The following is a 20,966-nucleotide window of genomic DNA, read 5'->3' as shown; positions in this document are numbered from 1 at the left end:
CGACCGCGGGCGGTCACGGTCGATCACCGGCTCGCGGCCACCGGGGTGCGGCGCAGCGCCGCGTAGGCGAGGGCGTCGACCAGCGCCAGCCAGCTCGCCTCCACCACGTTGCCGTGCACGCCGACCGTGCTCCAGGAACCGGCGTGGTCCGTCGACTCCAGCAGCACCCGCGTCACCGCCGCCGTGCCGCGCGTCAGGATGCGCACCTTGTAGTCCGAGAGCTCGACGTCGGCCAGCCACGGGCACGACGGGGTGAGCGCGGCCCGCAGCGCCGCGTCGAGCGCGTTGACCGGGCCGTTGCCCTCGGCCGTCGCGATGAGCCGCTCGCCGTCGACGAGGATCTTGACGGTCGCCTCGGCGACCACCTGGCCGTCCTGGCGGCGTTCGGTGATCACGCGGTAGGACTCGAGGGTGAACGGGGCCTGCTGCGACGACCCCAGCGCCGAGCGCATGAGCAGCTCCAGCGAGGCGTCGGACGCCTCGTAGGACCAGCCCTTCGCCTCGCGTTCCTTCACGGTCGCCACGACGGACGACACCGCGTCGGGATGGCCGGCCAGGTCGAGGCCGAGCTCGGAGCCCTTGAGCTCGACGCTGGCCCGGCCGGCCATCTCGGTGACCAGCACCCGCTGCCCGTTGCCGACGTCCACAGGGTCCATGTGGTTGTACAGCTCGGGGTCCACCTTGATCGCACTCGCGTGCAGGCCCGCCTTGTGGGCGAACGCTGACGTCCCGACATACGCTTGGTGGCGCTCGGGTGCGATGTTGGCGATCGCAGCCAACGCGTGCGAGGTGCGGGTCAGCTCGCTGAAGCGGCCGTCCGGTAGGACGGGCATGCCCAGCTTGGTCACCAGGTTCCCGACCACGGCGAACAGGTCGGCGTTGCCGGCCCGCTCCCCGTAGCCGTTGGCGGTGCACTGCACGTGCGTGGCACCGGCCTGGACGGCGGCGACGGAGTTGGCCACGGCGCACCCGGTGTCGTCCTGGCAGTGGATGCCCAGACGGAACCCGGTGCGGGCGGCCACCTCCGTCACCACCTCGGCGATGCCCAGGGGGAGCATGCCGCCGTTGGTGTCGCACAGCACCGCGACGTCGGCGCCCGCGTTCACGGCCGCCTCCAGCACGCGCAGTGCCGTGTCGGGGTCGAACGCGTAGCCGTCGAAGAAGTGCTCGGCGTCGACGAACACGCGGCGGCCCTCGCCGCGCAGGAACGCGACGGTGTCGGTCACCATCGCGCAGTTCTCGGCCACGTCGGTGCGCAGGGCGCGCTCGATGTGGCGGCGGTCGGACTTGGCCACCAGCGTGACGACGGGCGCGGCGCTGTCGAGCAGCGCACGGACCTGCGGGTCGTGGTCGGCCGCGAGCCCGGGTCGGCGGGTGGCCCCGAACGCGACCAGGGCCGCGTGCCGCAGGTCGAGCTCCCGGGCACGGGCGAAGAACTCCGTGTCCTTCGGCATCGCACCCGGCCAGCCGCCTTCGATGAAGCCCACGCCCAGCGCGTCGAGGTGGCGGGCGACCGCCAGCTTGTCGGCCACCGAGTAGGAGATGCCCTCGCGCTGGGCGCCGTCGCGCAGCGTCGTGTCGAAGACGTGGAACGCGTCGCCGAGCGGCGTTCCGACGGGGGCGGTGCGGGACATCTCGAGCCTCTCGTGGTGGTTCGGGCAACAAAAAAGACCCCCCGCGAATGCGAGAGGTCTGCGCGTCGGCCGTGGTGCTGTCAGCCGACGCGCCCGTCGATAATGATCACGCTGGTGGTGGACACGTCACGGAGCATGGCACGGGGCGTCCCGCGGTGTCACACCGATGTTCCACATGCTGGGACGGGCGTGTCCGCGGCCACTCGGATCGACTAAAGATGTCGGCGGAGTCCGCGTGCACCGCCGCGCGCGGGCCCGCCCACCCGGAGGTGCCCCCTTGTACCAGCTCACCGCGCTCTACAACCAGCCCGAGGACCCCGAGGCGTTCGACAAGCACTACGACACCGTGCACGCCCCCCTCGCGAAGAAGCTGCCCGGACTGCGGCGCTACACGATCTCCCACCCGGGCCCGGACCCCGAGGGCAACGCCCCCGCCTACTACCTCATCGCCGTCCTGGAGTTCGACGACGAGGCGTCCTTCGGCGCCGGCATGAGCGGCGAGGTGGGCCAGGCCGCGGTGGCGGACCTGCCGAACTTCGCCGGCGCCGGTGTCACGCTGGTGAGCGGCGAGGCGCGCGAGGCCTAGAGGCACCTGCCCCGACGTTCAGGAAAGCCACTTTGCTGTCGCCAGAGGACCTGAAAGTGGCTTTCCTGAACCGGGTTGTCCGAATCGGCCACGGGCCGAGGGCCGTGCCGTCACCATTTCTGCGTGACTCGCGCTCTTCCTCGACACACCGACGTCCGGGCGACGTTCCCGCTGGGCGTCGCCACCGCTCGACAGCTCGTGGAGTTCGGGTTCTCCGAGCGCACCGTCTACCGACGATGCCTCGACGGTGGCCCCTGGCAGCGCATCCTGCCCGGCGTGATCCTGCTGTTCACCGGACGGCCCACGCGCACACAGCAGGTCCACGCAGCCCTGCTGCTGTGCGGTCCGGATGCGGTCGTCACCGGACTCGAGGTCTGCCGGCGTCACGGCGTCCGACGCGGGCCGGCCCGGCCGGTCGTCGACAGTGGTGAGTACGCCGAGGTACAGGTCCTGATCCCCGACGACCGCCAGGTGCGTTCCGTCGGATTCGTGCACGTCACACGCACCAAACGGCTGCCCGGCGGGCCGACGCGTGATGGGGTGCCGCTCGCCGCCGTACCCCGGGCGTGTGCGGACGCCGTCCAGCGTGGGGTGTGCACGATCTCGTCACTGGCGGAGGAGCTCGACTCGGGGTCCCGCCGGGGTATCGCCGCGCCCACGGCCGTGCTCAAGGAGTTGCGGGCCGGCGTGCGGTCGGCAGCCGAGCTCGCCGCCAAGCGGCTGTGGCCGAAGACCGGCCTGCCGGAGCCGTGGTGGAACGCCACTGTTCGCGACGCCGAGGGACGGTTCCTCGGCATCGCCGACTGCTGGCTCGACGAGGTGGCCGTGGTGTGGGAGATCGAGTCGTCCGAGTGGCATCTGAGCCCCGAGGACCACGACCTCACCGTCGAACGGGCGGCAGGCTTCACCGCGGCCGGGGCGGTCCACACCGCGACCAAGCCCACGAAGCTGGAGACGGACGCCCCTTACGTCATCGGGCAGCTACGGGCGACCTACGAGCAGGCGAGCAACCGTGCGAGGCCCACCCTCACAGCAGAGAGAGCACGAGCCACGTGAGCCGGCGGGTGATCCGCGGCGGGTTCAGGAAAGCCACTTTCCTGTCGTGAGATGACCTGAAAGTGGCTTTCCTGAACCGCGGACGGGCTGGTGGCTTACGCCGACGGGGACGTCGCGTGCGCGCTCACCAGGGCCGCCAGGCGGTCGCCGATGCTGCGCGTGTGGCCCGTCGCGCTGTGGTCCCTCGTCGCCAGGTCGAAGGCCACCGCGGCCTCGATGCGGCCCGCCGACGCGCTGTCGCCCAGGTGGTCGAGCAGCAGCGCCACCGACAGCACCGCGGCCGTCGGGTCGGCGATGCCCTGGCCGGCGATGTCGGGCGCGCTGCCGTGCACCGGCTCGAACATGCTGGGGTTGCGGCGGCTGACGTCGAGGTTGCCGCTGGCCGCGAGGCCGATGCCACCGGTGACGGCGCCGGCGAGGTCGGTGAGGATGTCGCCGAACAGGTTGTCGGTGACGATCACGTCGAAGCGGCCCGGGTCCTGCACGAGGTGGACCATCGTGGCGTCGACGTGCTGGTAGGCGACCGAGACCTCCGGGTGCTCCAGCGACACCTCCTCCACGATGCGCGACCACAGCCGGCCGGAGAACGTCAGCACGTTGGTCTTGTGCACGAGCGTGAGGTGCTTGCGGGGGCGGCGCTCGGCCCGGCCGAACGCGTCGCGCACGACGCGCTCCACGCCGAAGGCCGTGTTGACGCTGACCTCGGTGGCGATCTCGTGCGGCGTGTCCTTGCGCAGCAGGCCGCCGGTGCCGACGTAAGGGCCCTCGGTGCCCTCGCGCACGACGACCATGTCGATCTCCTGGTTGCCCGCCAGGGGGCCCCGCACGCCGGGGTAGAGCCGGGACGGGCGCAGGTTGACGTGGTGGTCGAGCTCGAATCGCAGGCGCAGCAGCAGGCCGCGCTCCAGGATGCCGCTGGGCACCGAGGGGTCGCCGACCGCGCCGAGCAGGATCGCGTCGTGCTGCTGGAGCTCCGTGAGCACCGACTCCGGGAGCAGCTCGCCCGTGGAGTGCCAGCGCGCGGCGCCGAGGTCGTACTCCGTGGTCTCCGCGCCCGGCGCGACCTCGTTGAGGACCTTCAGCGCCTCGTCGATGACCTCCGGCCCGATGCCGTCGCCCGGTATGACCGCAAGGCGCATGCCTGATGTCCTCTCTTCAAGTGTGGCCCCGAAATCAGCCCGGCCGAACGCTACCGGCTGCAACAGGACCACCCGTTCGCCCGCCACCCGAACGTGGTCGCCCTGTCGGGTGAAACCGGGCACTTCGACGCCCGGTCCGGGCCCGGCCCGGACGCGACACGCCCCCGAGCGGGCCATTGTGCCCGCACGTCGGTTCGGCGGGGCATCCAGGTCACCCCGACGCCGCCCCGGTGCGGGTCGCCGCGCTCGGTGGGGACGGGGTCGACCGGGACGACGGGGACAACGGGGACAACGGGGTCGGACGCGACGGTGCCGCCGTGGGTTCCGGCTCGACCGGCGCCGCGGCGGGCGCCACCGGCGCGCCCGGCCCGGGCACCGGGCGGCCCTGTGGGACCACGGCGCCGGGTGCGGTGGCCGGTGGGGCCGCGGTGGGCGCGGGCACCGCACCCAGGGCCGTCACGCGGTGGCCCGGGCCGTTCTGCCCCACGACGACGAGCAGCGGACCCCGGCCCGCCACGGGGACGGTGGTGCCGTCGTCGGCCGGGACGAGCACCGTCGCCGCACCGACCGCACCCGGTGCCAGCGGGTCGAACCGCGCCGTCCCGTCCATCTCGTCGACGACCCCGTTCCTCGACGCCGGCGGTCCGTACTCGCCGTGCACGACGACGTGCACGCCGATCGGCGCGGACGTCCCGGCCGGGTCGATGCCGAGCGCGGCGAGCCGCACGGGCAGCACCCACGCGTCGGTGTCGAACACGCCGGTGTCGGTGGCGCCGTCGAACCCGTTGACGGGCTGCACGTCCACCTGGCGGGCGGGCAGGGCGTGCAGGTCGACGGTGGTGGCGACCAGCACGTCGGTGTCGGTGATGGTCGCCAGCGTCGTCGAGTAGTCGGGGCGGCCGTCGCCGTTCACGTCGATCAGCGCCTCGGGCACGGTCATGGTGCCCACGTCGTACAGGTCGGCCCACGTCGTGACGGCGATGCCGAGCACCGGGTCGCGGGAGCGGCCCGCCGTCGACGCCAGGCCGACGTAGCGCAGGTCGCCGCCGCGGCCGGTGTCGTTCGCGACGCACCCGGCCGTCGCGGCGGTCACGGCGCACACCGGCAGTTCGGGGCTGGTGGCGGCGAGCGCGAACACACCGACGCGGGAGCGGTAGGCCTCCCGGCCGGTGCCCTGGTCGACGCCCGTGCCGCGCAGGGTCACACCGGTCCCGGAACGGGCCGGGGTCAGCGTCGAGACGGGCTTCGGGGACACCGAGACCGGCACCCGCAGCGCCGGGGCCTGCCCGCCCGCGGGGGTGAGGACGAGGTGCCCGGAGGCGTCGGCGAGGTAGTCGCGCGGGCGGCCCTCCTGTTCGAGGGCGAGCGTCGGGTCGGCGGTGCGGCGCAGCGCGGCGGGGTCGTCGATCCGCATCGTGACCTCGACGAACGCGTCGACGCCCGGCATCACCGTCACCCGGGACGGCGCCACGTCGATGCGCACACCGGGCACCCGGGTGACCGGCTCGTAGCCGACGGACAGCCCGGCCGGGAACGCCCCCGTGTCGCGCACGCGCACGCGCTCCCGGCGCACCAGCGGCCGGCCCGGCGGCACGTCCACCGTCCCGAACGTGACGCTGACGGCGCCCGGCTCGTCGGCGTTCCCGGCCAGCACCGACGTGGCGAGCGCCGCGGCGGCGTCGATCCGGCCCGACCCGACGCGCATCGGCGGCAGCCGCAGGCCCGTGCGGTTCTCGCCCGTCCAGACGTCGGCGGCGGCGGTGTTCATGACCGCGGTCTTGACCTCGGCCGGGTCCCACGACCGGTGGGCCTCGCGCACGAGCGCGGCCACGCCCGCCACGAACGGGCTGGCCATCGACGTGCCCGACTCGCTGATCCGGTCGTTGCCCGACCCCGACTCGGCCGACGCGATCGACTCCCCCGGGGCCGCCACGTCGGGCTTGACGACGGGTCCGCGCGAGCCGCGGGCGCTGAAGTCGCTGATGGTGTCCTCGATCTGCGGGCTGCGCACCACCTGCGACTTCCGCAGCGCGCCCGCGAACCGGACGCGCGGCTGGGCGGCGAGCTGCGGGCGCAGGGCCGCCGTCGCCGGGCCGGTGAGCTGGAACATCGGGATGCCCGCGTCGCCGGAGATCCGGACGGAGCCGAAGTCGGGCTGTCCGGAGGTCAGGAGCACGCCCACGGCGCCGGCGGCCAGCGCGTTGTCGGCGCGGGTCGTCGAACCGCACCCGCGGGCCGCCGGGTCGTCGTCCCACTCCAGCCAGACGATCTTCCCCCGGACGCCGTCGAACGGCGAGCACCCGTCGCCCCGGAGATCGACGACGGGGGCCGCCACGTCGAGCGTGTCGTAGCGTCCGTACTCCTGGCTGTACTGGCCGGCCAGCGGCCCGCCCGGGCCCTCGACGCCGTCGAGCACCGCATCCGCGTCGCGGACGCTGGCCACCCCGATCGCGTCCGGGCTGTTGCCGGGCGAACCGCCGGCGTCGTAGAGGTCGCCGGAGTTGCCGGCCGCGGCCACGACGAGCACCCCGTTCTGTGTCAGGACGTGCACGAAGTCGTTGACGGGATCGTCGACGGCCCCGAAGGACGAGCCCAGCGAGAGGTTGACGACGTCGAGGCGGTCGGAGAAGTCGCCGTCGTCGTTCGGGTCCAGCGCGCGGTCGAGCCCCAGCGCCGTGAGCTCCGTGGAGCCGGTGCAGCCGAAGACCCGGATGGCGTAGAGCGACGCGCCGGGCGCGGCGCCGGGGCCGATGCGCATGTGGTCGAGCGCCGCGGGGGTGAGCCGGGAGTAGTCGCCCCGGAACGTCGAGCCGTCCGCGCCCACGCCGTAGCCGGCCGCGGTGCCCGCGACGTGGGAGCCGTGTCCCTCGCAGTCGAGCGGGTTGCCGTCGGGGCGCGGGATGGCGCGGGCGGGGTCGCCTGAGTCGGCGTCGTAGTCGTCGCCGGCGAGGTCGACGCCGCCGACGACCTTCGCCGTCGGGAACGTGGCGGGATCCACCCGCGTCGGGTCGACGGCCGTGAAGGCGGCGACCGTGCCGGGCCCGCCGAAGTCGGCGTGGGTGTAGTCGATGCCCGTGTCGATGATCCCGATGCGCACGCCGGTGCCGAGCCGCCCGGTCTGCTGCCAGGCGTTCACGGCGCGGCCGAGCTGGTCGCCGTCGGCGCCGGAGATGCGGGCGGGGGTGATCCGGCGGACCGAGCGCACCCCCGGGCGTTCCGCGATCTCGCGCGTCATCTGCGGGGTGGCCTCGACCGCGACCCCGGCGATCGCGTTGCTCGTCCGGAAGATCTCGCTCGAGTCCTCGGCACCACGGAAGAAGTCGGAGAGCAGCTCGTTGGTGATCTCGGCGATGAGGCTGCGCGCCGCCCGGGCCGCCCCCTGCGCGAGCGCGGCGCCCTGGCCCCGGCGCTCCGCGTACTCCTGCAGGGCCGAGGGCTGGTCGAACTCGACGAACACCGCCGACGCCGGGCCCGCCGGAACCGGGTCCGCCGCCGCCGGGACCGCGAGCGACACCAGCAGCGTCCCGACCAGCCCGACCAGCCCGACCATCCCGACCAGCATGGTCACCGTGCGCCACCGCGGTCGCGCCACCGTTCACCCCCGTCGCGCACCGGGAGGTCCGGCGTCGTCCGGGGAACCTAGAGCGATGAGCCGCCGGTGAGCGGGTGCCGGGCGGGCGGCCAACCGATCAGGTGACCGCGTCCACCCGACGGTCGGGGGACGGCGGGGTCGTGCGCGGATATCAGTGCGGGAACACTGTTATCCGCGCACGGGCGGCGCAGCCGCTCTCAGTCGAACGAGATCAGCCGGGTGGTCGACGCGCCGACCGACGCCCCGATGGGCCCCAGCACCCCCGGGTCGATCGCCCGGTCCACGCGCAGCAGCATGATCGCGTCCGAGCCGTCGTTGGTCTGGCTGATCTGGGCGGCCTCGATGTTGACCGCGGCCTCCCCCAGCAGCGAGCCGACGCGCCCCATCACACCGGGCCGGTCGGCGTACTCCAGCAGCACGACGTCGCCCTCGGCCCGCAGGTCGAAGTGGCGGCCGTTGACCTCCACGAGCTTGTGGGTCTGCGAGCGGCCGGACAGCGTGCCCGACACCGTGACGGCCTGGCCGTCGGGCATCGCGGCGCGCAGCTGGACGACGCTGCGGAAGTTCTCGCTCTCCGGCGCGGTGGTCAGCTCGACGGTGACGCCGCGATCGGCCGCGAGGGCGGGCGCGTTGACGAACGTGACCTGGTCCTCGACGACGTGGGTGAACAGCCCGCGCAGGGCGGCGAGCTGCAGCACCGACACCTCCTCGGCGGCGAGCTCGCCCGAGATGTCGACGGTGACAGCGCTGGGCACCGCACCCGCGACGGCGTGCAGCACGGTGCCGAGCTTCTGCACCAGCGGCAGCCACGGCGCCACCTCCTCGCCCACGGCCCCGCCGACCTGCACGTTGACCGCGTCGGGCACGAACTCCCCGGCCAGCGCCAGCAGCACCGAGCGGGCGACGTCGGTGCCCGCGCGGTCCTGGGCCTCCTCGGTGGACGCGCCCAGGTGCGGCGTGACCACGATCTGCGGGATCTCGAAGAGCGGGCTGGACGTGGTGGGCTCGGTGACGTAGACGTCCACGCCCGCGCCGCCGACGTGGCCGCTGCGCACGGCCTCGGCCAGCGCGTCCTCGTCCACCAGGCCCCCGCGGGCGGCGTTCACGATGATCACACCCGGCTTGGTGACCGCGAGCTGGTCCTTGCCGATGAGCCCGAGCGTCTCCGGGGTCTTCGGCAGGTGGATGGAGATCAGCTCGGCGCGCTCCAGCAGCTCGTCGAGGCCCACGAGCTCGATGCCCAGCTGCCCGGCGCGGGCCGGCGAGACGTACGGGTCGTACGCGATGAGCTCGACGCCGAACGCGGCGAGGCGCTGCGCCACCAGCTGGCCGATCTTGCCCAGGCCCACGATGCCGGCGATCTTGCCGTTGATCTCGGTGCCGGTGAGCGCGCTGCGCGCCCACTTGCCCGCGCGCAGGCTCGCGTCGGCGGCGGGGATGTGCCGGGCCGCGGCCAGCAGCAGCGCGACGGCGTGCTCGGCGGCGCTCACGATGTTGGACGTCGGTGCGTTGACCACCATCACGCCGCGCGCGGTGGCCGCGGGGACGTCGACGTTGTCGAGGCCGACCCCGGCGCGGGCCACGACCTTGAGCCGGCGCGACGCGGCGAGGGCCTCGGCGTCGACGCGGGTGGCGGAGCGGACCAGCAGCGCGTCGGCGTCGGCCAGTGCGGCGAGGAACGCGGGGCGGTCGGTGCCGTCGACCTCACGGATCTCGACGTCGTCACCCAGCACGGCGACGGCGGACGGGGCGAGCTTCTCGGCGAGCAGGACGACAGGACGGGTGGCGACGGTGCTCACGCTGTGACTGCTCCCGGATAGACGGCTGGTACTCACCCGATCGTAGTTCCGCGCCCACCGACGACGAACGGCACTCCCGTCGCACTGGTGGCGACGGAGGTGCCGTTCGTCGGGGCAACGGGCTCAGGTGGCCTTGCTGCCCACCCAGCTCATCAGGCCGCGGAGCTTCTCGCCCACCTCTTCGATGGGGTGCGCCGCACCCTCGGCCTGCAGCTTCGTGAAGTTCGGGCGCCCGGCCTCGTCCTCGGCCACCCACTCGGCGGCGAAGCGGCCGTCCTGGATCTCGGCGAGGATCTTCTTCATCTCCTCCTTGGTCTGCGCGTTGACGACGCGCGGGCCGCGGGTGAGGTCGCCGTACTCGGCGGTGTCGGAGATGGAGAAGCGCTCGTTGGCGATGCCGCCCTCGTACATGAGGTCGACGATCAGCTTGAGCTCGTGGAGGCACTCGAAGTACGCGATCTCCGGGGCGTAGCCGGCCTCGGTGAGCACCTCGAAACCGGTCTGGACCAGCGCGGCCGCGCCACCGCAGAGGACGGCCTGCTCACCGAACAGGTCGGTCTCGGTCTCCTCCTTGAACGTGGTCTCGATGACGCCTGCCCGGGCGCCGCCGATCGCCGCCGCGTACGACAGGGCGAGCGCCTTCGCGTTGCCCGAGGCGTCCTGCTCGACCGCGATCAGGGCGGGCACGCCCTTGCCGTCGACGAACTGGCGGCGCACGAGGTGGCCGGGGCCCTTGGGGGCCACCATCGCGACGTCGACGTCCGCCGGCGGCGTGATGAGGTCGTAGCGGATGTTGAAGCCGTGGCCGAAGAAGATCGCGTCGCCGGCCTTCAGGTTGGGCGCGATGTCGTCGGCGTAGATGAAGCGCTGCTTGGTGTCCGGCGCCAGGATCATGATCAGGTCGGCCCAGGCGGAGACCTCGGCGGGCGTGCCCACCGTCAGGCCCTCGTCGGCGGCCTTGGCGCGGCTCTTCGAGCCCTCCGGGAGGCCGATGCGGACGTCGACGCCCGAGTCGCGCAGCGACAACGAGTGCGCGTGGCCCTGGCTGCCGTAGCCGATCACGGCGACCTTGCGGCCCTGGATGATCGACAGGTCGGCGTCGTCGTCGTAGTAGATGTTCACGCTCATGTCGGGTGTTCTCGTCCTTAACTCGTTGGGTCAGCGAACAGCTGTGGCGGTGATCGAACGCGGCCCGCGGCCGACGGCGATCGTCCCGGACTGCACCATCTCGCGGATGCCGTAGGGCTCCAGGTTCTTGAGCAGCGCGCCGATCTTCTCAGCCGTGCCGGTGGCCTCGATCGTGACGGCCTCGGGCGTGACGTCGACGGCACGGGCGCGGAAGAGGTTGACGATCTCCAGCACCTGGCTGCGCACGGCCGGGTCGGCCCGCACCTTCACCAGCAGCACCTCGCGCTGCACCGACGCGGCCGGCTCCAGCTCCACGATCTTGATGACGTGGATCAGCTTGTTGAGCTGCTTGGTGACCTGCTCGAGGGGGAAGTCGTCGACCTCCACCACGATGGTCATGCGGGAGACTCCCGCGTGCTCGGTGGGGCCGACGGCCAGCGAGACGATGTTGAACCCGCGCCGGGAGAACAGCCCCGACACGCGGGCGAGCACGCCGGGCTTGTCCTCGACCAGCACCGACAGGGTGTGACGCTCGATCATTCCGACTCCCCCTGTGCGGACTCCTGCTGGGCCTCGGCCGTGACCGCCGAGACCTCGTCGACGCCCGCGGCCAGCTCGTCACCGTCGAACAGCGGGCGGATGTTGCGCGCTGCCATGATCTCGGAGTTGCCGGTGCCCGCGGCCACCATCGGCCACACCTGCGCGTCGGCACCCACGACGAAGTCGATGACGACCGGCTGGTCGTTGATCTCCATGGCCTGCCGGATGACGCGGTCGACGTCCTCCTTGGACTCCGCGCGCAGCCCGACGCAGCCCATGGCCTCGGCGAGCAGCTTGAAGTCGGGAATGCGGTGCTTGTGCGTGCCGAGGTCGGTCTGGCTGTAGCGCCCGGAGTAGAACAGGTTCTGCCACTGCCGGACCATGCCCAGGTTGCCGTTGTTGATGACGGCCACCTTGATCGGGATGCCCTCGATGGCGCAGGTGGCGAGCTCCTGGTTGGTCATCTGGAAGCAGCCGTCGCCGTCGATGGCCCAGATGACGTCGTCGGGGCGGGCCATCTTGGCGCCCATCGCCGCCGGCACCGCGAAGCCCATCGTGCCCAGGCCCCCGGAGTTGAGCCACGAGCGCGGCTTCTCGTAGGAGATGAACTGCGCGGCCCACATCTGGTGCTGGCCGACGCCCGCGACGTACACGGCGTCGGGGCCGGCGATCTGACCGATGCGCTCGATCACGTACTCGGGCGAGAGCGAGCCGTCGGCGGGCCAGTCGTAGCCCAGCGGGTAGGTGGCGCGCAGGTCGTCGAGCCGCGCCCACCACTCCTTCAGCTCGGCGTGGCCGCGCTCGGCCCGCTCGGCCGTGACGGCGTCGATCAGCTCGGTGATGACCTCCTTGCAGTCGCCCACGATCGGGACGTCCGCGCGGCGGTTCTTGGAGATCTCGGCCGGGTCGATGTCGGCGTGCACGACGGCGGCGTTCGGGGCGAAGCTCGACAGGACGCCGGTGACGCGGTCGTCGAAGCGCGAGCCCAGCGCCACCAGCAGGTCGGACTCCTGCATCGCCGCCACCGCCGCCACCGTGCCGTGCATGCCGGGCATGCCGACGTGCTGCGGGTGGCTGTCGGGGAACGCGCCCCGGGCCATCAGCGTGGTGACCACCGGGATGCCGGTGAGCTCGGCCAGCCGCAGCAGCTCCGCCGAGGCCTGCGCCTTGAGCACGCCGCCGCCGACGTAGAGCACCGGGTGCTTCGCCGAGCAGATGAGCTTGGCCGCCTCGCGGATCTGCTTGCCGTGCGGCCGCGTGGTGGGCCGGTAGCCGGGCAGCTTCATCTCCGCCGGCCAGGTGAAGGTCGTCATCTCCTGCAGGACGTCCTTGGGGATGTCCACCAGGACCGGCCCCGGACGCCCGGTGCTGGCCAGGTGGAACGCCTCCGTGATCGCGCGCGGGATGTCCTTCGCGTCGGTCACCAGCATGTTGTGCTTGGTGATCGGCATCGTGATGCCGGTGATGTCGGCTTCCTGGAAGGCGTCCGTGCCGATCAGCGGCCGGGACTGCTGGCCCGTGATCGCGACGATCGGGATCGAGTCCATGTGGGCGTCGGCGATCGGGGTGACGAGGTTCGTGGCCCCCGGGCCGGACGTGGCCATGCAGACGCCGACCTTGCCGGTGGCCTGCGCGTACCCCGTGGCCGCGTGGCCGCCGCCCTGCTCGTGGCGCACCAGCACGTGCCGCACCCGCGTGGAGTCGAGCAGCGGGTCGTAGGCCGGGAGGATCGTGCCGCCGGGGATCCCGAAGACGACCTCGCAGCCCACCTCCTCCAGGGACCGTACGAGCGACTGTGCGCCGGTCATGGGAACCGCGTCGAACCGCGGCTCGGACGCCGTGGCAGGGGTGGGTCGCGCCGGCGGGGGTGCCGGTCGCGGGCCCGCGGGACGGGGCGTTGCGGTGGTCATCTGGAGGTCAGCCTCGCTGTTTGACGATTGGCGAACACAAAAAAGCCCCCGACCGCCGGGAACGGCGGTGCGAGGGTGGCGCGTCGACGACCGAGAGCTCGCTCAGGCGTGGACGCGCCTGCGAAGTACGAGGACCCGGGACATGGGCCGAAGGTAACGGCCGGGCGGGCGGGGCGTCAACCCAGTGGGACGGGGGTACCAGATCGTGGGACCCGCCCGACGTCGCAGCCCGCCGGGCTCGTCGCAGGCCGCCGGCGGGCTGCGACGTGCACATACGGGCTGCGACGTCGGGGGATGTGGCCTCAGCCGACGGTGTGGGCCGCCTCGCGGGAGCCGGGCAACGTCACATCCTGGCGCAGCGTGCCCGCGGGCGGGACGTCCACGCGGTAGGTGGTGCTGCGGCCCTCCGGGGTCATCACCACGAGGTGGTGGTCCCCCGCGGCCACCCGGCTGAAGCGGAAGTCGCCGTCGGACGAGGCGCGCACGGCCGCGGCCATCCCACCGTCGCGGCCGATCAGCGTCAGCATCGCGGGCACCCCCGTGCCGTCGGCGGTGCGGACCCGGCCCGTCACGGACGCGGGGCCCTCCACCGCGATGTCGACGCGGATCGGCCCCATCGGCACGGTGGCCCGCACGGCCTCGGGCTGGTGCCCGTCGCTGCGGCCGACCAGCGTGTACTCCCCGGCGGCCGGCAGCGGCACCCGGAACCCGCCGTTCCCGTCGGCGACGGCGGCCCCGACCTGTGTCCCGGCCGCGTCGAGGACGAGGAGCGTCGCCCCCGGCAGCGGGACGCCGTCGCGGTCGGTGAGCAGACCCTGCACCGCGGGCCGGGCGGCCGGACCGGTCTCCGGAGTGGCCGGGGCGGCGGACCAGGTGGTCGGCGCCGGGTCCGGGCCGGCGGAGGCCGGGTCCGGCCGGGTGGCGGCTACAGGTCGGCCGGCCTGCGTGGTTCCGGAACCGGCCACCGGCTGCGGACCCGTCGACAGCGGACCCGTCGGCAGGTGGTCGGCGTGACCGTTGCGCGTCGCACCGACCGCCGACGCGCCTGCGCCGATCGCGGCCGCCGCGGCCCCGTCGCGGGCGGCGTCACGGTCGGGTGCCGCCCCGTTCCGCCCGGCCGGGGCCATCCCCCGGTCCGCGATCGCGCCGTCGGCCGGCACCGGGCCGCCGCGCCGCCGCTCCCGGCCCCGCTCGGCGAGCAGGTACAGCACCGGGACGAGCACGAGCGTCAGCAGCGTGGACGTCACCAGGCCGCCGATCACCACCACGGCCAGCGGCTGGGAGATGAACGCCCCGCCACCGGTCAGCCCGAGCGCCATCGGCAGCAGCGCGAAGATCGTGGCGGTGGCCGTCATGAGGATCGGACGCAGCCGTTGACCGGCCCCCTCCACGATCGCCTCGTACACCGGCCGGCCGCGCCGCCGGTACTGGTTGACCAGGTCGATCAGCACGATCGCGTTGGTCACGACGACCCCGACGAGCATCAGCATCCCGATGATCGCCGCGACCCCCAGCGGGGTGCCCGTGATCAGCAGCAGGCCGAGCGCACCGGTGGCCGCGAACGGGATCGACACGAGCAGCAGCAGCGGCTGGAGCAGGCTCTTGAAGGTCACCACCATCACCAGGTAGACCACCGCGATCGCGGCCAGCAGCGCGAGCCCGAGCTGGGCGAACGCGTCGGCCTGGTCGGCGCTGACGCCCCCGATGGTCGCCGTGGCGCCGGCGGGCAGCTTCAGGTCGGCGATGGTCGTGGTCAGCGTCGCGGTGACGGCGCCGAGGTCCTGGCCGTCGGGCCGGGCCGTGACCTGGGCACTGCGCGCGCCGTCGGTGTGCTCGATGCTCGGCGCGGTGGTGGTGCGGGCGACCGTCGCGACGTCGGTCAGGGCGACGTCACCGCGGGCGCCGGTGATCGTCAGGTTCTGCAGGGCCGCGAGGTCGGCGGGGGCCGCGCCGGTGCGCAGCAGCACCGACTGCGCGACGCCGTCGATCGTCAGGGTGCCCACGGTGGAACCCCGCAGGGCCGTGGCCACCGACTGGCCGATCTGGGCCTCGGTCAGCCCCTGCGCGGCCGCCTTCTGCCGGTCCACCGTCACGTCGACGACGGGCTGGGCGGCCGAGAGGTTGTTCCGCACGTCGCTGACGCCGGACACCCCGGCCACGGCCTTCTGCACCTGGTCCGCGGCCTGGGCGAGCACCGCGGGATCGTCGGCGCGGATGTCCACGGCCACGTTGCTGCTGCTGCCGCCCTGCCCCTCGGTGACCGTCAGCGTGCCGGCCTGGTCGCCGAGTGCCGTGAAGCGGGAGCGCAGGTCGTCGGCGATCTTCGTGGCGTCCGCCTTGTCGGCGAGCGTCACGGAGAACCGTGTCGGGGCGACGCCGCCGCCGGACCCCCGGGGCCGACCGAACGTCGCCGCGCCGGTGGTGCCCACCGTGGCCTGGTAGCTCTTGACCCCGTCGACCGTGCCGAGCACCGCCTCCACCTTCTTGGCCGCGTCGTCGGCCTGCGGCAGCGCGGTGCCGGGGGCGAGCTCCTGGCTGATCGACAGCGTGTTGCCCCCGGCGTTGCCGATGAAGCTCGTCTGCAGCAGCGGCACCAGCGCGACGGTGCCGCCCATCAGGCCGACCGCGACCAGCACGGCGATCACCGGCCGGGCCAGGGCCCAGCGCAGCACGGGCAGGTAGCCGCGTTGCAGGGCGGTGGGCTTCTGCTGCGGTTCGGGATCGGCGTGCGCGGGGGACGCCGGGCTGCGCATGACGAGCGACGCGAGCACCGGCACCACGGTCAGCGACACGAGCAGCGACGCCAGCAACGCGGCCGCGACGGCCACCGCGAACGGCCGGAACAGCTCCCCGACCTGTCCGCCGACCAGGCCGATCGGGGCGAACACGGCCACCGTCGTCACGGTCGAGGCGGTGATCGCGCCCGCGACCTCCCGGACGCCGGTGAGGATCGCCGCACGCCGGGGGCCGCCGTAGCCGATGTGTCTCTTGATGTTCTCGATCACGACGATCGAGTCGTCGACCACGCGTCCGACGGCCACCGTCAGCGCGGCGAGGGTCAGGATGTTGAGGGTGAACCCGCCGACGTAGAGGACGATCAGCGCGATCAGCAGCGACAGCGGGATCGACACCGCCGTCACCAGCGTGGCCCGCACCGACAGCAGGAACGCGAGGATCACCAGCACCGCGAACGCCAGGCCGAGCAGGCCTTCGGTGGTCAGGTCGGACACCGACTGCTGGATGAACGGGGCCTGGTCGAACACGACGGTGACGGCGGCGGCGCGCGCCGGGCCGCCCAGCAGGTCGGTCACCTGCGGCAGTGCGTCGTTGACGGCCTTGGAGACCGCGACGGTGTTGGCGTCGCCGGTCTTGGTGACGCCGATCCCGATGCTGTCGACGCCGTCGGTGCGGGTGTAACCGGTGGCGGGGGCCCGCTCGGCGGTGACCGTCGCGATGTCGCCGAGGCGCACCGGGTCGGCCGGTGCGGCGGCGGCCGCGGACCGGGCGGCAGCGGAGGGGGCGCCAGCGGACGGGGTGGCGGACGGGGAGCGACCGGCGCCCGCGGCGGCGGAGGCACCTGGTGTCAGGTAGAGGTTCCGCAGCTCGTCGACGGTCGTGATCGGGCTGCCGACCTGCACGGTCAGGGGCGCGGTGTCGGGCGAGAGCTGCCCCGCCGGCACGCGCACGCCGTTGGCCTGCAGCAGCGATTGCACGGCGGTGAGCGACACGCCCTTGCCCGCGGCCTTGGCGGTGTCGACGTCGATGGTGATGCGGGGGTCGCGGATGCCCGTCAGGCTCACGTCGCCGACCCCGGCGAGCCCGGCGAGCAGCGGCTGGACCTTGTCGCGCAGCACGGCGGCGAGCTGGTCGGGCGGCAGCGTCGAGGAGGCGGCGAGCTGCAGCACCGGGATGCTGTCGGTGCCGATCGTGCCGACCTTCGCCGTCACGCCCTCGGGGAGCGTCGCGCCCTGGATCGCGCGCTCGACCTGCGTGGTGGCGGTGTCGGTGTCGGTGCCGTACGCCAGGTTCAGCGTCACGACGGAGCTGCCGCCGGTGCTGCTCGACGAGGTCCCGGTGACACCGGTGACACCGGCCACCGCCGCCTCGATCGGGTCCGTGACCTGCTCGGCGACCACCTCCGGCGACGCCCCCGCGTAGGGCGTGAGGACCGTGACCGTCGGCACGCTGAACGAGGGCAGCAGCTCCTGCCGCAGCGAGCCGGTGGCCAGCAGTCCGAACGCGAGGAGCAGCACCGTCACCAGACCGACGACGGCGCGGTTGGCGAGGCTGAGGCGGGCGAGCCATGTCATGGGTTCGATTGAATACTACGGACCATCCGAAGCATCGTCGCGATGCTGAGACTTCCCTGAGCGGAGCCGCCGTGAGCAGCGCCGATGACGGTCAGCGCCGGGAAGGGACCGACTCCCGCGACGGCCGCAACGTCACGTCGCAGCGCAGGGCGCCCGGGTGGGACCGTGAGCCCGTAGGTCGGGGACTCCCCACCGGGGGAGGCCGAAGACGCCGTCATCGGAGGCGTGGGCGTCGATGGTGATGCGGGGGTCGCGGATGCCGCTCGGCGTCACGTCCAGGGTCGTGGCCGTGTCGGTGCCGTACCCGCGGGCGGCGTGACGACGGAGCCGCCGTCGGCGCTGCTCGACGACGTGCCGGTGACACCGGGGAGCCCGGTGGCCGCCGCCCCGATCGGAGCGGTGACGCTGAGGCGGGCGAGCCAGGTCATGCGAGCGATCGGATACCATGGGCCATGCGGAGTATCGCGGGAGTGCTCGGGCTCTCCGGGGCAAGGGTGACGTGACGGGCGACGACGAGCGCGCGGCGTTGTTCGCGGCCATCGAGAGCCACGGCACGGAGATCCGCCGGGTGATGTCGCGCGCCGGGGCCGACCACCTGCTCGGCAGCGGCCTCACGATGCAGCAGTTCCGCGTGGTCATGCTGCTCTCCCAGGACGGCCCGCTGCCCCACAGCGAGCTCGCCCACGCCCTCGGCGTGAGCCTCGCCAGCGTCACCGGGCTCGTCGACCGGCTCGCGGCCCGCGGCATCGTCGAGCGCACCCCCTCGCCCGCCGACGGCCGCGTCCGGCTGGCCGGGCTGACCGCGCAGGGACTGACCCTCGCCGAACAGGTGACCACCGAGGGCCGCACCCTGCTCCACACGCTGCTGCGGGCCGTCGACACCGAGGCGCTGCGCGGGCTCGAGCAGGGTCTCGCCGCCCTGCGCGGGGCGATCGGGCATGAGGGACCATGAGGACGTGAGTGCACCGCAGGCGATCTTCCGCACCAGTCCCCTGGCCGTCCTCGGCGCCGTCGCGATCGCGTTCTGCGCCACCCCGGTGGCGTTCGCGGTGCCGTTCGGCGAGCTGGTCTACCTCGTGCCGATCGCGATGGTCGTGTGGGTCCTGCGGGTGCGCACCACCGTCGACGACGAGGCGCTGACCGTTCGGAAGGTCGTCGGGCACCGGCGCGTACCGTGGTCGGAGATCAGCACGCTGCGGCTCGACAAGAACCGGGTCAGCGCGATGCTGAGCGACGGGGCCGAGCTACCGCTCCCCTCCGTCGGCCTGCGCGACCTGCCCCAGCTCGCCGCCGTCAGCGGTGGCCGGCTTCCCGACCCGGCCGGAGAAGAGAGCTAGATCAATGCCTGAACTGCGTTCCCGCGTCACCACCCACGGCCGCAACGCCGCCGGAGCGCGGTCGCTCTGGCGCGCCACCGGCATGACCGACGACGACTTCGGCAAGCCGATCGTCGCCATCGCCAACTCCTACACCCAGTTCGTGCCCGGCCACGTGCACCTCAAGGACATGGGCGACCTCGTCGCGGGCGCGATCCGTGAGGCGGGCGGGGTGGCGAAGGAGTTCCACACCATCGCCGTGGACGACGGCATCGCGATGGGCCACGGCGGGATGCTCTACTCGCTGCCCAGCCGCGAGGTGATCGCCGACGCGGTGGAGTACATGGTCAACGGTCACGCCGCCGACGCCCTGGTGTGCATCTCCAACTGCGACAAGATCACCCCCGGCATGCTCAACGCGGCCATGCGCCTCAACATCCCCACCGTGTTCGTCTCCGGCGGGCCGATGGAGGCCGGCAAGGCCGTCGTCGTCGACGGCGTGGCGCACGCGCCCACCGACCTGATCACGGCGATCTCGGCGTCGGCGTCCCCCGCGGTGGACGATGCCGGGCTCGCCGAGGTGGAGCGCTCCGCGTGCCCCACCTGCGGTTCCTGCTCCGGCATGTTCACCGCCAACTCGATGAACTGCCTCACCGAGGCGCTCGGGCTCGCGCTGCCGGGCAACGGCTCCACGCTGGCCACGCACGCCGCGCGCCGGGAGCTGTTCCTCGAGGCCGGCCGGACGGTCATGAAGCTCGCGCGTCGCTGGTACGAGGAGGACGACGCCACCGCGCTGCCCCGCAACATCGCCACCCGCGACGCGTTCGAGAACGCGATGGCGCTCGACGTCGCGATGGGCGGCTCCACCAACACGGTGCTGCACATCCTCGCCGCCGCGCAGGAGGGCGAGATCGACTTCGACCTCGCCGCGATCGACGCCGTGTCGCGCCGCGTGCCGTGCCTGTCGAAGGTGGCGCCGAACGGCGACTTCCACATGGAGGACGTGCACCGCGCCGGCGGCATCCCCGCGATCCTGGGCGAGCTGTGGCGGGCCGGGCTCCTGCACGAGGACGTCCACACGGTGCACTCCCCCTCCCTCTCGCAGTGGCTGTCGGAGTGGGACGTCCGCGCCGCCTCGCCGTCGGCCACCGCCGTCGAGCTGTTCCACGCCGCCCCCGGCGGGGTGCGCACCACCCAGGCGTTCTCCACGGAGAACCGCTGGAGCTCACTCGACACCGACGCGGCCGAGGGCTGCATCCACGACGTCGAGCACGCCTACACGGTCGAGGGCGGGCTGGCGGTGCTGCGCGGCAACATCGCCCCCGACGGCGCGGTGATCAAGTCGGCCGGCATCCCCGAGGAGCTGTGGCACTTCGAGGGCCCCGCGCGGGTCGTCGAGAGCCAGGAGGCCGCCGTCGAGGCGATCCTGTCCAAGCAGGTGCAGCCCGGTGACGTGCTGGTGATCCGCTACGAGGGCCCGTCCGGTGGGCCCGGCATGCAGGAGATGCTGCACCCCACGGCGTTCATGAAGGGCACGGGCCTGGGGAAGGTCTGCGCGCTGATCACCGACGGGCGGTTCTCCGGCGGCTCGTCGGGTATCTCGGTGGGCCACATCTCCCCCGAGGCCGCGGCCGGTGGCGTGATCGGCCTGATCGAGGACGGCGACCAGATCGTGCTCGACGTCCACCAGCGCGTGATCGAGCTGCAGGTGGACGAGGACGTGCTGACCGAGCGGCGCGCGAAGATGGAGGCGAGCGAGAACCCCTGGCAGCCGAAGCACCGCGACCGCCCGGTGAGCAAGGCCCTGCGCGCCTACGCGGCCCTGGCCACCAGCGCCCACACCGGTGCGGTCCGCAAGCTGCCCTGAGAGAGGTGCGCTACCGCGCCCGTGCGCGGATAACGGTGTTCCCGCACTGATATCCGCGCACGACCCCCCGGCGGCATGACCAGCCGGCG

At 73.2% G+C, this 20,966-nt stretch carries 14 protein-coding genes; 5 read left to right on the top strand and 9 right to left on the bottom strand.

From position 1 onward, the window contains the following. Positions 1–23: 23 nt before the first annotated feature. The gene (gene cimA, locus BGP03_RS17675; protein WP_298800231.1) at positions 24–1,634 is read right to left on the bottom strand and encodes a citramalate synthase; all 1,611 of its coding nucleotides are present in this window, start codon (positions 1,632–1,634) and stop codon (positions 24–26) included. A gap of 277 nt (positions 1,635–1,911) precedes the next feature. Between cimA and BGP03_RS17670 the strand changes: the two genes are divergently transcribed. Both BGP03_RS17670 and BGP03_RS17665 read left to right on the top strand, forming a co-directional pair. Continuing rightward, complete coding sequence (locus BGP03_RS17670; RefSeq protein WP_296376407.1) at positions 1,912–2,220, top strand: EthD family reductase; 309 nt, start codon at positions 1,912–1,914, stop codon at positions 2,218–2,220. 123 nt (positions 2,221–2,343) lie between these two features. Next, the gene (locus tag BGP03_RS17665; RefSeq protein ID WP_298800232.1) at positions 2,344–3,276 is read left to right on the top strand and encodes a hypothetical protein; all 933 of its coding nucleotides are present in this window, start codon (positions 2,344–2,346) and stop codon (positions 3,274–3,276) included. A gap of 95 nt (positions 3,277–3,371) precedes the next feature. On the opposite strand, the gene BGP03_RS17660 is transcribed toward BGP03_RS17665, so the two are convergent. The 8 genes from BGP03_RS17660 to BGP03_RS17625 all read right to left on the bottom strand — a co-directional run bounded on the left by BGP03_RS17660 (position 3,372) and on the right by BGP03_RS17625 (position 18,122). Further along, on the bottom strand, positions 3,372–4,415 hold the full coding sequence (locus BGP03_RS17660; RefSeq protein ID WP_296376404.1) for a 3-isopropylmalate dehydrogenase: 1,044 nt from the start codon (positions 4,413–4,415) through the stop codon (positions 3,372–3,374). 211 nt (positions 4,416–4,626) lie between these two features. Continuing rightward, on the bottom strand, positions 4,627–7,977 hold the full coding sequence (locus BGP03_RS17655) for a S8 family serine peptidase (RefSeq protein ID WP_298800276.1): 3,351 nt from the start codon (positions 7,975–7,977) through the stop codon (positions 4,627–4,629). A gap of 227 nt (positions 7,978–8,204) precedes the next feature. Beyond that, positions 8,205–9,806 carry a phosphoglycerate dehydrogenase gene (gene serA, locus BGP03_RS17650; protein WP_296376400.1) on the bottom strand — a complete coding sequence of 534 codons (1,602 nt, stop codon included), beginning with the start codon at positions 9,804–9,806 and terminating at the stop codon, positions 8,205–8,207. A 123-nt stretch (positions 9,807–9,929) separates the two neighbouring features. Next, positions 9,930–10,934, bottom strand: coding sequence for a ketol-acid reductoisomerase (ilvC, locus tag BGP03_RS17645; RefSeq protein ID WP_296376398.1), 1,005 nt, complete (start codon positions 10,932–10,934; stop codon positions 9,930–9,932). 30 nt (positions 10,935–10,964) lie between these two features. Then, positions 10,965–11,471, bottom strand: coding sequence for an acetolactate synthase small subunit (gene ilvN / locus BGP03_RS17640; RefSeq protein ID WP_296376434.1), 507 nt, complete (start codon positions 11,469–11,471; stop codon positions 10,965–10,967). Next, positions 11,471–13,384 (bottom strand): acetolactate synthase large subunit, encoded by a 1,914-nt coding sequence (locus BGP03_RS17635; protein ID WP_296376395.1) that lies wholly within the window; start codon positions 13,382–13,384, stop codon positions 11,471–11,473. The genes ilvN and BGP03_RS17635 overlap by 1 nt, the downstream gene beginning before the upstream one ends. A 302-nt stretch (positions 13,385–13,686) precedes the next feature. Beyond that, the gene (locus tag BGP03_RS17630) at positions 13,687–17,694 is read right to left on the bottom strand and encodes an efflux RND transporter permease subunit (protein WP_298800233.1); all 4,008 of its coding nucleotides are present in this window, start codon (positions 17,692–17,694) and stop codon (positions 13,687–13,689) included. A 269-nt stretch (positions 17,695–17,963) separates the two neighbouring features. Further along, positions 17,964–18,122 carry a hypothetical protein gene (locus BGP03_RS17625; protein ID WP_296376392.1) on the bottom strand — a complete coding sequence of 53 codons (159 nt, stop codon included), beginning with the start codon at positions 18,120–18,122 and terminating at the stop codon, positions 17,964–17,966. A 71-nt stretch (positions 18,123–18,193) separates the two neighbouring features. On the opposite strand from BGP03_RS17625, the gene BGP03_RS17620 reads away from it, so the two are divergent. Genes BGP03_RS17620 through ilvD form a run of 3 tightly spaced genes read left to right on the top strand, consistent with a single transcriptional unit; the run spans position 18,194 to position 20,877 of the window. Next, positions 18,194–18,646 (top strand): MarR family transcriptional regulator, encoded by a 453-nt coding sequence (locus BGP03_RS17620; protein ID WP_298800234.1) that lies wholly within the window; start codon positions 18,194–18,196, stop codon positions 18,644–18,646. Positions 18,647–18,650: 4 nt separating this feature from the next. Next, on the top strand, positions 18,651–19,031 hold the full coding sequence (locus tag BGP03_RS17615; protein ID WP_298800235.1) for a PH domain-containing protein: 381 nt from the start codon (positions 18,651–18,653) through the stop codon (positions 19,029–19,031). A 4-nt stretch (positions 19,032–19,035) separates the two neighbouring features. Next, a complete protein-coding gene (ilvD, locus tag BGP03_RS17610) occupies positions 19,036–20,877 on the top strand; it encodes a dihydroxy-acid dehydratase (protein ID WP_298800236.1) in 1,842 nt (613 codons plus the stop codon). Positions 20,878–20,966: the final 89 nt, after the last annotated feature.

Origin of the sequence: Pseudonocardia sp. 73-21 (assembly GCF_001899645.1) — a bacterium.
Taxonomy (GTDB): Bacteria; Actinomycetota; Actinomycetes; order Mycobacteriales; family Pseudonocardiaceae; genus Pseudonocardia.
This window is presented reverse-complemented; position numbering and strand designations above follow the sequence as displayed.

Bases quoted from the DNA above. Each gene is read 5' to 3' on its own strand.
- cimA (WP_298800231.1), bottom strand. From the start codon at position 1,634: ATGTCCCGCACCGCCCCCGTCGGAACGCCGCTCGGCGACGCGTTCCAC.
- BGP03_RS17660 (WP_296376404.1), bottom strand. From the start codon at position 4,415: ATGCGCCTTGCGGTCATACCGGGCGACGGCATCGGGCCGGAGGTCATC.
- BGP03_RS17655 (WP_298800276.1), bottom strand. From the start codon at position 7,977: ATGCTGGTCGGGATGGTCGGGCTGGTCGGGCTGGTCGGGACGCTGCTG.
- ilvC (WP_296376398.1), bottom strand. From the start codon at position 10,934: ATGAGCGTGAACATCTACTACGACGACGACGCCGACCTGTCGATCATC.
- BGP03_RS17635 (WP_296376395.1), bottom strand. From the start codon at position 13,384: ATGACCACCGCAACGCCCCGTCCCGCGGGCCCGCGACCGGCACCCCCG.
- BGP03_RS17630 (WP_298800233.1), bottom strand. From the start codon at position 17,694: ATGACATGGCTCGCCCGCCTCAGCCTCGCCAACCGCGCCGTCGTCGGT.
- BGP03_RS17625 (WP_296376392.1), bottom strand. From the start codon at position 18,122: ATGACCTGGCTCGCCCGCCTCAGCGTCACCGCTCCGATCGGGGCGGCG.
- ilvD (WP_298800236.1), top strand. From the start codon at position 19,036: ATGCCTGAACTGCGTTCCCGCGTCACCACCCACGGCCGCAACGCCGCC.